This window comes from Thermococcus sp., from assembly GCF_027063845.1.
Lineage (GTDB): Archaea > Methanobacteriota_B > Thermococci > Thermococcales > Thermococcaceae > Thermococcus.
The window spans coordinates 1-13,324 of the sequence record NZ_JAMOQU010000066.1; the positions used below are offsets into that span (position 1 = coordinate 1).

13 protein-coding genes are annotated in these 13,324 nt (G+C 52.1%); 3 read left to right on the forward strand and 10 right to left on the reverse strand.

Annotated features, from left to right (window positions below; genetic code table 11):
* Window positions 1-55 precede the first annotated feature (55 nt).
* Together MVO87_RS04365 and MVO87_RS04370 are read right to left on the reverse strand one after the other, a co-directional pair.
* Window positions 56-1,321 (reverse strand): C/D box methylation guide ribonucleoprotein complex aNOP56 subunit, encoded by a 1,266-nt coding sequence (locus tag MVO87_RS04365; protein ID WP_297552350.1) that lies wholly within the window; start codon window positions 1,319-1,321, stop codon window positions 56-58.
* Window positions 1,322-1,400: 79 nt separating this feature from the next.
* Window positions 1,401-2,369 (reverse strand): ribose 1,5-bisphosphate isomerase, encoded by a 969-nt coding sequence (locus MVO87_RS04370; protein ID WP_297512338.1) that lies wholly within the window; start codon window positions 2,367-2,369, stop codon window positions 1,401-1,403.
* A 267-nt stretch (window positions 2,370-2,636) separates the two neighbouring features.
* On the opposite strand from MVO87_RS04370, the gene MVO87_RS04375 reads away from it, so the two are divergent.
* Together MVO87_RS04375 and MVO87_RS04380 are read left to right on the forward strand one after the other, a co-directional pair.
* On the forward strand, window positions 2,637-3,893 hold the full coding sequence (locus tag MVO87_RS04375; protein ID WP_297552352.1) for an aminotransferase-like domain-containing protein: 1,257 nt from the start codon (window positions 2,637-2,639) through the stop codon (window positions 3,891-3,893).
* A gap of 48 nt (window positions 3,894-3,941) precedes the next feature.
* Window positions 3,942-4,781, forward strand: a complete 840-nt coding sequence (locus MVO87_RS04380; RefSeq protein WP_297552340.1) for a gamma-glutamyl-gamma-aminobutyrate hydrolase family protein — start codon at window positions 3,942-3,944, stop codon at window positions 4,779-4,781.
* On the opposite strand, the gene MVO87_RS04385 is transcribed toward MVO87_RS04380, so the two are convergent.
* Window positions 4,711-5,550, reverse strand: a complete 840-nt coding sequence (locus tag MVO87_RS04385; RefSeq protein ID WP_297552343.1) for an SPL family radical SAM protein — start codon at window positions 5,548-5,550, stop codon at window positions 4,711-4,713. The genes MVO87_RS04380 and MVO87_RS04385 overlap by 71 nt on opposite strands.
* A 57-nt stretch (window positions 5,551-5,607) precedes the next feature.
* On the opposite strand from MVO87_RS04385, the gene MVO87_RS04390 reads away from it, so the two are divergent.
* The gene (locus MVO87_RS04390) at window positions 5,608-6,018 is read left to right on the forward strand and encodes an OsmC family protein (protein WP_297514017.1); all 411 of its coding nucleotides are present in this window, start codon (window positions 5,608-5,610) and stop codon (window positions 6,016-6,018) included.
* Window positions 6,019-6,058: 40 nt separating this feature from the next.
* On the opposite strand, the gene MVO87_RS04395 is transcribed toward MVO87_RS04390, so the two are convergent.
* The 7 genes from MVO87_RS04395 to purL form a co-directional block, all read right to left on the reverse strand.
* Window positions 6,059-6,625 carry a GMP synthase subunit A gene (locus MVO87_RS04395; protein ID WP_297514020.1) on the reverse strand — a complete coding sequence of 189 codons (567 nt, stop codon included), beginning with the start codon at window positions 6,623-6,625 and terminating at the stop codon, window positions 6,059-6,061.
* A gap of 29 nt (window positions 6,626-6,654) precedes the next feature.
* Window positions 6,655-7,323: a hypothetical protein gene (locus tag MVO87_RS04400; protein ID WP_297514023.1), complete on the reverse strand. Its 669-nt coding sequence runs from the start codon at window positions 7,321-7,323 to the stop codon at window positions 6,655-6,657.
* Window positions 7,304-8,968 (reverse strand): AAA family ATPase, encoded by a 1,665-nt coding sequence (locus tag MVO87_RS04405; protein WP_297514026.1) that lies wholly within the window; start codon window positions 8,966-8,968, stop codon window positions 7,304-7,306. The genes MVO87_RS04400 and MVO87_RS04405 overlap by 20 nt, the downstream gene beginning before the upstream one ends.
* Before the next feature lie 24 nt (window positions 8,969-8,992).
* On the reverse strand, window positions 8,993-9,166 hold the full coding sequence (locus MVO87_RS04410) for an antitoxin family protein (protein ID WP_297514029.1): 174 nt from the start codon (window positions 9,164-9,166) through the stop codon (window positions 8,993-8,995).
* A gap of 41 nt (window positions 9,167-9,207) precedes the next feature.
* Complete coding sequence (gene guaA / locus MVO87_RS04415) at window positions 9,208-10,131, reverse strand: glutamine-hydrolyzing GMP synthase (RefSeq protein WP_297514039.1); 924 nt, start codon at window positions 10,129-10,131, stop codon at window positions 9,208-9,210.
* A 62-nt stretch (window positions 10,132-10,193) separates the two neighbouring features.
* On the reverse strand, window positions 10,194-11,189 hold the full coding sequence (locus tag MVO87_RS04420) for a formate--phosphoribosylaminoimidazolecarboxamide ligase (RefSeq protein WP_297514031.1): 996 nt from the start codon (window positions 11,187-11,189) through the stop codon (window positions 10,194-10,196).
* Entirely contained in the window at window positions 11,186-13,324 is a 2,139-nt protein-coding gene (gene purL / locus MVO87_RS04425) for a phosphoribosylformylglycinamidine synthase subunit PurL (RefSeq protein ID WP_297552345.1), read from the reverse strand. The genes MVO87_RS04420 and purL overlap by 4 nt, the downstream gene beginning before the upstream one ends.

Sequence of the window (13,324 nt, forward strand, 5' to 3'; positions counted from 1 at the left end):
TCATCGATGACGATGTAAACGCCCGGGAACCTGTGCTTCTTAACCTTCATCTACATCACCTCTTGCCCTTCTTTTTCTTCTTACCCTTCTTATCGGGCTTGCCCTTACCCTTCTTCTCCTTCCTGCCCTTCTCGTGCTTCTTGCCCTTCTTTTCCTTGCCCTTGAACTTCTTCTTTTTCTTCTCAGGCTTGGCCTTCTTCTTCGGTGGGTTCGGGTACTTCTCCTTGATTTCCTTGATTCTCTGCTCGAGCTCCTTCTTGAGCTCCTCACCGATGTATTCACCAGAGAAGTAGTCAACGCGAGCCGCTATGGCCAGCTTTCCAGCTAAAGCCCTCGCAATTTTACCCCTCTGCCACCAGGGCGAGCGGTTTATAGCTGGGTACTGGAAGATGACGCCGTGCTTTGGCGGCTTGGCGCCCGTCCTTAGGTGCCTGAAGAGGGCCTTCTCGGCTCCAAGAACCTGTATCGTTGAAGCGGGCATCATGGCGAGCTCCTTAAGGCCTCCAGCGAGGCTCATCAAGCGAGCGGCAAGCTTTGCACCGACGAGGGCCTTCAGGTTTGGAGCCACCTCGTCCATCGCCGTCTCAAGGTAGTCCTCAATCTGCTCCCTCAGCTTGTAGAGGTCGGAAATCTCGCTGGCGAGCTTCCTTATGATTTCGCTGTCGAACTTGCCGAGCGGTGCTCCCATGGACTTCTCGGCCGCTTTGAGAATCTTCTCAACCTTGCCTTCCGAGAAGCCGAGCTTTTCAAGCTTCTCCCTGCTCACGTTCTCCCTCGGGCCAATTTCCTTGACGAAGGCAACGTACTGCGGGTGCTTGGGCAATATCTCGTCGAGCTCTGGGAAGTGAAGTCCGTACCACTCCCTCAGCCTCGAAACGAGCAGGTTAATGACCTTGTCAATGTCATCGAGCGCCTCGATGGCCTGTATAATCATCTTGTCGCGCGCACCGCTCTGCTCCTGTATGCGGAGCCTCGTCAGGGCAACTCCGACGGTGTAGTACTCGTCAAACCAGTTATCGCCGAGGAACTCCTCTGGACTTGAGCGGAGCTTTTCTCCCGCCAGGTTCGGGAACTCAGCTGTTGCGTTGTAGCCGAGCTCCTTGAGCTTTCTGCTCAGCTCGGTGTCCTCCACGATGAACTCTTCATAGCCTTCTCCATTCAGCTCGTCGAGCAGGGCGAGCAGTTCGTCGCTCGGTTCTCCCTTCAAAAGCCTGTCGAGGCTTGTCTCTGGCTTTCCGCTGAAGGGTTTGCTCGCGATGAGCTTCCCGCTCTCGTCGAAGGCGTAAATCCCTCGGACGTTCTCTGCAATGTAAACCTTCATGAGCATCACCTTCCTTTCTTTCCTCAGGTATAGAAGGGTGAGGAGTTTTAAACGGTATCGGTGGAAAAAGAGGGAAAAGTCAGTCCTCCCAGGGCTCGCGGTACTTGAGCGCCCAGCCGAACTCCTCCTTGAGGATGTCTATGGCGGCGCTCGGTGGAATGACCCCGCGCTCGGTGATGATGACGTCAACGTACTCTGGAGGCGTAACGTCAAACGCTGGATTCCAGACCTCGATGTTCTTAGGCCAAGTCTTGAGCTCTTCCTCGGGAATAACCTCGGTTGGGTCGCGCATCTCAATCTCGACGAGCTGGCCGAGCATCGTCTCGGGGTGGAACTTGTAGGTTTCTGCAGCAATCATCGTCCAAACCCTGTGTTCCTTGGCGGTAAGCGCTATCAAGGCCGTTCCAATTTTGTTTATCACCGCGCCGTTGACCGTTATGCTGTCGGCTCCCATGACGACCTTGTCCGTCATCTTCATGTAGTGTCTGGCGGCTGAATCGACGACGTAGATGACCGGAATTCCGTAGGAAGCCAGCTCCTTGGCGGTAATCTTGCCCTGCCACTTGGGCCTCGTCTCGGTTACGATGACCTTGATGTCCTTGCCCTGCTCCCAGGCGGTCTTCATGACGCTTATCGCGGCCTTGCTGTGGCAGTGGGTCATTATGACGTCGCCGTCTTCAATGCGCTTCGCGCCGATTTCGCCTATCCTCTTGACCGCGTTCTCGGAGTTGTGTATGAACTCCTTGGCGGCGTTGATTATGATGAACCTAAGCTGTTCAAGGTCGGCACCGCTCGAGTAGGCAATCTTGCCCCTGTGCATGACGTAACGGAGGGCGTTGGGCAGGGAAACCGCGGTTGGCCTTGTCTCGTAGAGTATCTTTGCGGCCTGCTTCATCTCCTCCCAGAACTCGTCAACGGTCTTGGCCCCGCTCTTCTCGGCCTGTATCTGGAGAGCGTAGGCCGCTGAACGGGCTATCTTTCCCGCACCGCGTATCTCCATGTTCCTTATCTTCTCCGCTATTTCAAGGACTTCCTTCACCACTGGCATCGCTATCACCTCCTGGTAAACTCAGGTTTAGGAGACAGGGTTTATATTTTTTCTGAAAAGGCGCAAGAACCCGAAGGGGCTTTGAGGTGTTTTTAGTGCATCAATGTCACCAAAAGTCCTCCAGTGCCCTTAAATTGCCGAAGGAAGCCGTGTTTACCTTTGTAAAGACCAAATCTGGGCGTTGGGAAAGGTTTATAACGAAAGACCCGAAGTTCTTAGTGTATAGATTTGGTGACGTGCTCAGGCATGTTCATTGAGGTGGTGGCTATGCACGAAAAACTTGAAAGGAAGCTCGCGTCCGAGCCCCTCAACTTTGAGTCCTTCTTCTCCGAGAAGGCCCTTCAGATGAAGGCCTCGGAGATTAGAGAGCTCCTTAAGCTCGTCGAGACAAGCGATGTTATCAGCCTGGCCGGCGGTTTGCCCGCCCCAGAGACCTTCCCGGTCGAGATTATCAAGAAGATTGCCCAGGAGGTCCTCACGGAGCACGCCGACAAGGCCCTGCAGTACGGAACGACCAAAGGATTCACTCCACTCCGCCTCGCCCTCGCGAAGTGGATGGAAAAGCGCTACGGCATCCCAATGAGCAAGGTCGAGATAATGATAGTGGCAGGTTCACAGCAGGCCCTCGACCTCATCGGAAGGGTCTTCATAAATCCCGGTGACATTGTCGTCGTCGAGGCTCCGACTTACCTCGCGGCGCTCAACGCGTTCAAATATTATGACCCAGAGTTCGTGAGCATTCCAATGGACCACGACGGAATGCGGATTGACATCCTCGAGGAGAAGCTTGAGGAGCTGAAGAGAGAAGGAAAGCGAGTTAAGTTCGTTTACACCGTCTCGACATTCCAGAACCCGATGGGAGTCACCATGAGCCTTGACAGGAGGAAGAGGCTCATAGAGCTCGCCAAGGAGTACGACTTCCTCATCGTCGAGGACAACCCCTACAGCGAGCTCCGCTACTCGGGCGAGCCGATTCCGCCGATAAAGCACTTCGACGACGAGGGCAGGGTTATCTACCTCGGGACGTTCTCAAAGATATTCGCCCCTGGCTTCCGCCTCGGATGGGTTTCAGCCCACCCACACTTCATAAGGAAGATGGAGATAGCGAAGCAGGCCGTTGACCTCTGTGCAAACCCCTTCGGTCAGGTTATAGCGTGGAAGTACGTCGAGGAGGGCCATCTCGATGAGCACATACCGAAGATAATCGAGTTCTACAGGCCGCGCAGAGATGCAATGCTCGAGGCCCTCGAGGAGTTCATGCCCGATGGAGTTGAGTGGACCAGGCCAGACGGAGGAATGTTTGTCTGGGTCACTCTGCCGGAGGGAATAGACACCAAGCTCATGATGGAGAAAGCCGTCGCCAAGGGCGTCGCCTACGTCCCCGGTGAGGCCTTCTTCGCCCACCGCGACGTCAAGAACACCCTCAGGCTGAACTTCACCTACGTTCCGGAAGACACAATCAGGGAAGGCGTTAGGAGGCTCGCCGAGGTCATTGAGGAAGAAATCAAGGCCCTTAAGAAGTGAGGAAAAGCTTTTTACCCTTTTCTTTCTCAGATTTCCATCGGTGGTGGCATGAAACCCCTGATAGCAATCATAGGTTCTCCCTGGACCGAGTCCCTTTCAGCCGGCAGAGCACACATAAAGCGCGTTATAGAGGCCGGCGGACTTCCAGCAGTTTTCAGCCCCGAAATCGAGCCCGAGGATATCATAGAAGTCTCCGACGGGATACTGCTCATTGAAGGACCCGACGTCCACCCGCGTTTCTACGGGGAGGACCCCTCGCCGAGCCTCAGGGAAGTTGACGTTCTTCGAGACGAGTTCGAGATTGAGCTGGTAAAGCTCGCCGTCGAGGTAGGAATTCCAATCCTCGGGGTAGGAAGGGGAATGCACGTAATCAACGTCGCCCTCGGCGGAACGCTCTATCAAGACATCTACGACATCCCCAAGGCGATAAAGCACGACTGGAGCTTTGGAAGCACGAGGCCGGAGCAGAGGCTTCATACCATCAGAATAAAGGCGGACTCAAGATTGTACTCCATCCTGCGCGAGAGCCTGAACATCGAGGGAACAAACGAGGGATGGGCGTGGGTAAACAGCTTCCACCACCAGGCCGTGAAGAGGGTTGGAGAAGGACTCAGACAGGTTGCCTTCGCTGTTGACGGCCTGATAGAAGCTATAGAGGGCAAAGAGGGCTTCATTCTCGGCGTCCAGTGGCAGCCGGAGCACCTGCCCGAGATGCTCCCCCTGTACAGGGCCCTGGTTGAGGCCTCATTAAAGAGGCATGAGGAAAGTGACGAAATGAAGAGAAGAGCAATTGAAGCCGAAATCCGCGAGGAGCTCGCTAAGGAACAAGATGAGAGCCATCACAGCTCGGAAACGAGCGATAACCTTCCCGACACGAACCAAACGTGATGCCACTTTCCGTTATCTTTTTCTCAGCCTCTCGCAGAATCTGGAAGCGTAGCTCTCTCGGTAGGTAGTAGTAGCCGCCAATCCTCTCCCCCCTCTCGTAGAGCGGCCACAGCTTTTCCATCAGCTCCGGAAACTTCGCGAACATCCTCCTCTTGGAGTCGGGCCTCAGCTTGAGGGTTGAAACTGTGATGTGGCTCACGAAGCTTAGAGCTTTTAGTGTCTCGTCGAAGTCCTCCCAGGTGTAGAAGGGGATAATCGGGTCTATCCTCGCGTAAACAGGAATCCCCGCGTTCTTAGCCTTCTTCAACGCACGTATCCTCGCCTTCGGCGATGGGGCGTTCGGCTCGAGGAGCCTCGCCTTCCTCTCGTCAACCGTCGTCACGGTGATTCCAACGGCACAGCGGAGCTCGCTCAGAATGTCTATATCACGCTCGAAGATATCGGATTTGGTGAGGAGCAGACAGCGGACGTCGTGGCGTTTGAAAAGCTCAAGGACCTTCCTCGTTATCCCGAGCTCGCGTTCTACCGTCGGATAGGGGTCGGATGAGTAGGAGAGGGCTATAATGTAACGCCGGTCGAACTTTCTGAGCTCCTTCTCCAGCTTTGGTAGGAGGTTCTCCTTTGTCCTCACGCGGAAGGCGTTGGGAATATAGCTCGTTATGTAGCAGTAAACGCAGGCGTGGTCACAGCCGGTGTAGACGTTCAGCGTGTACTTGAAGGGACACGTACAGAGCTTCGCCTTCCAGGGGTCGAAGGGTCGAATGTACATGACCAGAGGTTGAGGAAAGGGCTTTAAAACTCACGCGGTAGGAACTACGGTGGTTTCATGAGCGTGAAGGGTCGCGTCAAGTGGGTTGATGGAATGCAGTTCGTCGGCTCGATGGAAGATGGTGGATGCTCGATAATCCTTGGGGACGGTGGAATAAGCCCGATGAGGCTCCTTCTCCTCAGCATTGCCGGTTGCACCGCCTACGACGTCGTCATGATTCTCAAGAAGATGCGCGAGCCGATTGAGGGCCTCGAAGTTGAGATTTCCGGAGAGAGAAGGGAGGAATACCCGAAGGTCTACACCAAGGTTCACATTCACTACAGGATTTACGGAAACGTTAAGGAGGAAAAGGCGAGAAGGGCCATAGAACTGAGTCAGGATAAGTACTGCTCCGCCTCGGCCCAGGTCAAGCTGAGCGGTGCCGAGTTGACGTACTCCATTGAGATAGTGCGAGGCGATGATGAGTAAATCCGTTGCGGAAAGGTGAAGAGAGGACCGACTAGCTGAGCTAGAGCTCCCCGCAGAGCCTCGCGAAGTTCCTGTAGACCTCGGCCCCGCGTTCGGTGTGGGAGACCTCGGGATGGAACTGGACGCCGTAGATTGGAAGGCTCTCGTGCTTCATAGCCTCAACCGGGCAGGTTTCGCTCCTCGCGAGCAGTTTAAAGCCCGGCGGGAGCTCCTTCACCTCGTCCATGTGACTCTCCCACACCTTCAGCTTCCTTGGAAAGCCCTTAAAGAGGTCGTTTTCCTCGATTATTTCAATCTCAACCAAGCTGTACTCGGCCTTCTCGCCCCTGCCGACCTTTCCCCCGAAGTGCCTCGCTATGAGCTGGTGGCCGAGGCAGATTCCGAGGATTGGAACGTTGAACTCGTCGTAGTGTTCCAGAATGGCCTCGCAGTTGCCCGTCTTGTTTATGTCGGGGCCACCTGAGAAGATTATTCCCTTCGGCTCCATCGCCCTGATTTCCTCGAGCGGGGTGGTATTGGGGATTATCTTCGCTTCAACTCCCAAATAGCGGAGCGTTCTCCAAATCCTGTGGACGTATTGCCCTCCGTTGTCCATTATAACTATCATGAGCCCACCTCCCTAAATATCTAAATCGGTTATATTATTTTCATCAGATTAGTTGAATAAGAACTTGATTTCGTCTCAATTGTTTTTATAAAAACTTTAAATTCTCTACCCCAAGGTAAAGGCACTCTAATGTATTTCTTGGTTGGGCGAGTGTTATGAACAAGTTTTGCTTCATATTTTATGAGGTCTCCCTTAGGATAGCTACGTGTGTTATTTTTAATGTCATCTTTGTAATATGCAAATACTACCTTCCATATTCCCTCCCCATAATCAATTTCTAAGAATCTTAAAATTGTCAAAATGAGAATTGCTGACCCAATTACTTTTTTTTCAAGATCATCATAGACCGATAGTGACTTTAATGTACTCTTCATTTCAACGAGCAATATATGCAGTTTGTGATCTTTTGTTATCACTAATAGAGAACTTTCACAGTTGTTTCCATTTTTGAATAAGTGCAGTATATCCCTATTGTCAGTCCTGATAGGTATAGGCTGATATATCTTTTTTTTAGGGACTCTAAATTCTAGAGTTTTTAATTTAGCACTTGGAGAAGTTTCATGAATTCTAATTATCCATTCATGTTTACTATGATTAATCTCAATCCTACTTCCGCTTTCCACCAAGCTTGGAGAGAAAAATTGAGTAATTTGGGTCTTGATTTTTGAATAGTCTATTTCAGGAATCTTCCGGGTCATACTCTTCACCATTACCTCTCTCAGAAGACCCACTCAGCAGTTCTGTTAGTTCTTCAGTTTCTTTTAGTAATTCTATGATCGTATAATAAAATGCTTCAGAGGAAATTCCTTCATCCCTAAAAATTTCAAGTTCACGTATCTTTGTATATCCTTCATTATTATCAAACAAATATGGGGCGACTTTTGAGGGATCTAGTATTTCGTCTTTTTCCCAACCATGGTTTTTAAGGAATTCTTTTAGTTCTTTTTCTTTCCCGGCTTTTTTGAGATAGTATAGTTTGATGTTGTTGTTTATTTGTTGAAGTATGTATGGACTATGAGTTATCAATACTACATACACTCCTCTATTTACTAGTTTAACCAATGCACGTGCAAGTACTCTTTGAGCGTCAGGATGAAGATGGGCCTCAGGTTCTTCTATTATTAAGAGGGTTTTGGGTTCTACAAACCTCGAGTATTTAAGATACAAGAGAAGAGGACTTGCTTCATCCACTAATGATGAAGAATATTGCAATGGAAGAGAGACATTTTTATCTAAAAATGGCCGATATCTTATAGTATTTAGAATCCTATTATACTCAAGATGACCTTTTATCAATTCGTTTTCTAAGAATCTCCAGATGGATCTGAAGTAAGCAGTAGGTTTATCAGAGTAACTATCTGAAAATGCTGGGTCTTTACGAATGAAATCAACAATAGGGCTTGGGAGATTTAAATCAGATTCCTCCGAATAACGAGAGACTGCAATATCTTCATCTTCAATGAATATACTTGAGCCAGAGAGGGCCCTCACAACTAGTTGGCTTGCTAAATGTTTACTTACTAGAATAAATCCACTTTTGGATGCAGGTATAAAAATCGAGTTCCTGAAAATTTGTCGAATGTGAACTGTACTGACTTCCCGTAATAGTCCTCTTGCGATTTCCTTAATAGTTTTATCATCTCTCAATACAGAAGAACGAACAGTTATACATGCATAATATCTATTATACTTATCCTTCTTCCTAAAAACAACTACTTCAAATTCGAAAGGTTTAATGGATTCGTTAACTCCTACTGCTAAGCTATTCTTTTTGGAGGTATGTTGGTCTTTTTGTACTTTTCCAAATCCCATGACGGGAATTAGGTTCTTGGGAACGTTGGAAGAGTTAGGTGGAAATGTTCTCTCTAAAAGGCTCTCTTGTGAAGATATTGTTTCCATGATGCGTATTCCTATCTCAACCTTGAAGGGAGGATAATATTCAATTAATATTTTTCTGTAATTCATAGGGAAGTTGAATAATTTGTAAAGATCAGTACGAGAAACTAGAACCTTTGGGGAAAACCCGAAATGCCCAGCATATTTAAATTGCTTAAGTGGAAATCGTTTAGAATGTTGAAGAGGATTAAGTGATTTGATGATATGTTCTATTTTTTTAGAAACCGCATTAAATTCCGTACTATGGAAGATATTAGCTCTTAATCTAGCTAAGTATTCCCTATTAGCAAGATACCACGCTAGATATCCCATATAGGTTTTGCCAGTATTATTTTTTCCAAAAAATATTGTTAAAGGCTTCAATACAATATTAGCTTTAGCTATTGGCCCAAAGTCTTTAACAACAATTCTTGCTAATTCCCATTGGTTTCTCATTGTCCCTCCCACACCCAATATAGATGAGAACCTTATTTAATTCTTTTCGTGTGTTTTCTCGGCCGTTATCTTCTTCCTCATCTCCCTTGCCAGCTCAAGGAAGTCCTCGTGGTAAATCCTAACCCTGAGCCTCTGCCCCTCCTTTAACTTGAGGGGCCTGAGAGGCTTCAGCACGCCGTTCTCGTAAATCACCTCGATAATCTCGCCCATGTTCCCACCGAATAAAGTTGGAAACGAATGTAAATAAGCCTTCACTCGAACTCAATGGTAGCGGGCGGTTTGTTGGTGATGTCGTAGAGGACTCTCCCGACCTCGGGAATCTCGCTCGTTATCCTGAAGGCTATCCTCTGGAGAACCTCAAAGGGGACGTTCATGGCGTTTGCCGTCATCCCATCGAGGCTCTCAACGACCCTAACCGCGATGGTTTCCTTGTAGGCCCTTATGTCGCCCTGAACGCCGACGGTTTTGACGCCAAGCAGAACCGCAAAGGCCTGCCAGGGCCTAAGCCCTGCTTTCTCGATTTCCTCCTCGACTATCGCGTTTGCTTCTCTGACTATCGCTATCTTCTCCGGCGTGACCTCCCCGAGAACCCTGACGGCGAAGCCCGGCCCAGGGAAGGGCATTCTATTGTAAATTTTCTCCGGAAGCCCGAGCTCCTTCGCCAGCTCCCGAACCTCGTCCTTGTAGAGGTCGCGGAGCGGTTCTATGAGCTTGAGGTTGAGCCTCTCTGGCAGACCTCCGACGTTGTGGTGGCTCTTGATTTTCCCCTTGCTCTCAATCCAGTCCGGGGCGATGGTTCCCTGAATCAAGAAGTCGGCGTTGATTTCCTTCGCGACCTCTTCGAAGACCTCGATGAAAACGCGACCTATTATCTTCCTCTTCTCCTCCGGGTCGGTAACGCCCTTCAAAGCCCTGAAAAAGCGCTCGCTCGCGTCAACGTAGTGCAGGTTGAGGCCGACCTCGTCGCGGAAGGTCTTGACAACGAACTCGGGCTCGCCCTTGCGCATGAAGCCCGTGTTGACAAAAACAGCGTGAAGTCTATCGCCTATAGCTTTGTGCGCGAGTACAGCGGCAGTTGAGCTGTCAACGCCACCGCTGAGCGCTATTATCGCCTTCCCGTCGCCGACGGTCTTCCTAATCTCCTCAACCTTCTCCCTGATGAAGTCCTCCCACATGAGCACCACCTTTTACACCCGCTTTGGAATCCGCTTTATAAACCTAACCCGCTTAAACACTTTCACGTCAAAACCTCGTCGAGCCTGTCCTCCTCAAGCCCCTGCCTCAGCTCCATCGCTATCCTCCTGCCGGTGCTCACCGGGAAATCATAGCGGAGCCAGCTGTAGGGGGAGCCGTGGACGAAGGGGTTCGTTCCGGCAACTATCCTCGCCGAAATCTCGAAGACCACGAACTCTAAATCCTCCGTGAAAACGCCCTCAAGGCAGAACGGCCCCCAGAGACCTCCCATGAGCTTTTCAGCGGTCTTCACTACCCTTTCACCGGCCTCAATGACGTCCATGAGCAGGCTCTCGCGCAGGACGATTGGAATGTTGCCGATAACCGTGTAGTTGGTGTTTACATCGATGTCCAGCTGTTCTTTCGCTGGAATCCTGCCTATCGCGTCGGCGTTCGACTCATAACGACGGTCGATGCTCATCAGCTCAAGCTCGCGGTTCAGCTTTGAGTAGAAGTAGTGCGGATAAACCGGAACTCCAATCACGTACTCCTGAATCTGGATTCCGCCCAGGTCTTCCTTGTCCCTGATGCCGAGCCTCTCGGCCTTCCTCCAGAAGTCATCAGGGCTTTTTGCCAGGAAATAACCCTTTCCTCCCTTCGCCCCGAAGGGCTTGACGATTACAGGGCCGTCTATATCGTCGGGGTCGTTGTAGACCCTCGGAAGGCGTAGCTTCGTCTCCTCGAGCCACTTCCTCTCGAGGTTCCTGTCGCTCTCCCACCTCAGCACCTCTTTGTTGCCGTAGTACGGAACGCGCATCTTCTCGACGAGCTCAACGCCGAGGTGCGCCACAAAGGAACCTGTGGGAATGACCACAGCGTCAAGATTAAGGAGTTCTTCCTCGGGATAGCTCCCCTCAATGAAGTAATCGGCAACCGGAAAGTACTTCGTGTAGAGCGGTCTAACCCGGGCCTTTCCGAAGGCTATAGTCTCAAAGCCTTCCTGCTTCGCCCCCTTCAAAATCTGAAGGGCCGAGTGGGAGGCATACGTTGCTACTCTCATTCCTCCTCACCCAAAAGCCTTGGTAGGGACTCGTGAACGGCTCTGAGCTCCGAAACGGGTTTTTTGAGGAGTTCCTGCCCGTTCCAGAGGAAGACCGCGTCGCTCCCCTCTGCTCTCCCGATGATGGCAAAGTGCTTGAAGAGGCTCTTAAGCTCCTCAAGGTTTTCCTCCAGGAAGGCCACGATGTATCTTGAGTGGCTCTCGCTGAAGGCGACCTCGATTGGGTTAGTGATTTCGGAGGGAACCTTCGAGAGGTCTGCGGTGAAGCCGACGCCGTTCAGGGCCATCTCCGTCAAAGCGACCGCGAGTCCGCCCCTGCTCACGTCGTGGACGGCCCTGACGAGGCCCCTCCTTATCGCCTCAAGGACGCCATTCGCGTTGGCTTTTTCTTCCTCCAGGTTCACGCGCGGTGCGAGGCCACCCTCAACGCCGAGCCTCGCGAAGAGCTCAGAACCGCCGAGTTCGGGCTTCGTGAGGCCGACAACGCCAATGAGGAGGCCCTCCTCGAAACCCCCATTCGGAATAGCCTCAAGCTTCACCTTCCCGAGGCCAGCAACGACGGGAGTCGGCTTTATCGGCCTGTCAACGACCTCGTTGTAGAAGCTCACGTTCCCGCTGACGTACGCCAGGCCGAAGGCCCTTGCCGCGTCCGCCAGACCCCTGACGGTCTCGGCGAAGCTCCAGTAGACCTCGGGCCTCTCGGGCGAGGCGAAGTTGAGGTTGTCAACGAGCGCTAAAGGCTCGGCCCCAACGCTGACCAGGTTTCTCACCACCTCGGCAACGGCCCCCATCGCGCCGTGGTAGGGGTTCAGGTAGCTGTGGTTTGGATTGCCGTCGGCGACGAAAGCTAAACCGTACTCGTCGTTTATCTTAAGAACCGCCGCGTCCCTTCCAGGCTTAAGAACCGTTCTCCCCTGAACCTCGTGGTCGTACTGCTCCCAGACCCAGCGCTTGCTCAAGATGTTTGGACTGCCCCAGACGAGGTCGAAGGCCCTCTCAAAGGGAACGTCGGGAGTTTCGACCGGCCCCTCGGCGCTGTAAGGCTTCAGCTCCCACTCTATCGTTGGAACCTCTGTCAAAAGCTCTATAGGCAAATCCGCAACCTTCTCACCCTTCCAGTAGACGACAAAGCGTGGCTCCTCAATCGTCTCGCCGACGACGGTCCACTCGAGCTCGTACTTATCGAAAATCCTGCCTATCTCCTCGACGTCCTCCGGCTTAACCGCGAAGAGCATCCTCTCCTGGCTCTCGGAAATCATGACCTCGGTTGGGGTCATCCCCGGCTCGCGGAGCGGAACCCTGTCCGCGTAGATTACTGCCCCGAAGCCCTTCTTGCCAGCCATTTCGGAGGCGGCGCAGGTCAGTCCCCCGCCCCCCAAATCCTTGAGTGCCTTGACTTTGCCAGTGTAAACGGTCTCGAGGGTGGCCTCAATGAGGAGCTTCTCTGTGAAGGGGTCGGGAATCTGAACGGCCGAGCGGTCTTCCTCCTCCGCGTTCTCGCTCAGCTCCTCGCTCGCGAAGGTGACGCCGTGGATGCCGTCCCTGCCCGTCCTGTTGCCGACGAGGATTAGCTTGAGTCCTGCCTCGGTCACGTAGCTATGGACGAGGTGCTCGGGCCTTATTATCCCGACGCAGGCGACGTTAACGAGCGTGTAGCTGTCGAGGCTCTCGTCGAACTCCGTCTCGCCCCCAACGGTCGGGACGCCTATCCTGTTGCCGTAGTCAGCTATGCCCTTAACGACGTACTCGAAGAGATAGCGGTTTCTTTCCTTCTCCAGCGGGCCGAAGCGTATCGGGTCAAGCAAAGCAATCGGCCTCGCGCCCATGCAGAGTATGTCCCTCACAATTCCCCCGACTCCAGTGGCCGCTCCCCCGTAGGGCTCGACCGCGCTTGGATGGTTGTGGCTCTCGATTCCAACGGCTATCCACGTTTCGTCGTCGAACTTCACTATTCCAGCATCTTCGCCGGGGCCGAGAACAACGTGCTCGTTATCCGTTGGGAGGAGCTTGAGCCAGGGCCTGCTGGATTTGTACGATGCGTGCTCGCTCCACATCACCTCAAGCATCGCCCATTCGAGCTCGTTAGGCTCCCTCTTCAGGCGCTCGCGGATGAGCTTCTCCTCGTGCGGGAACAT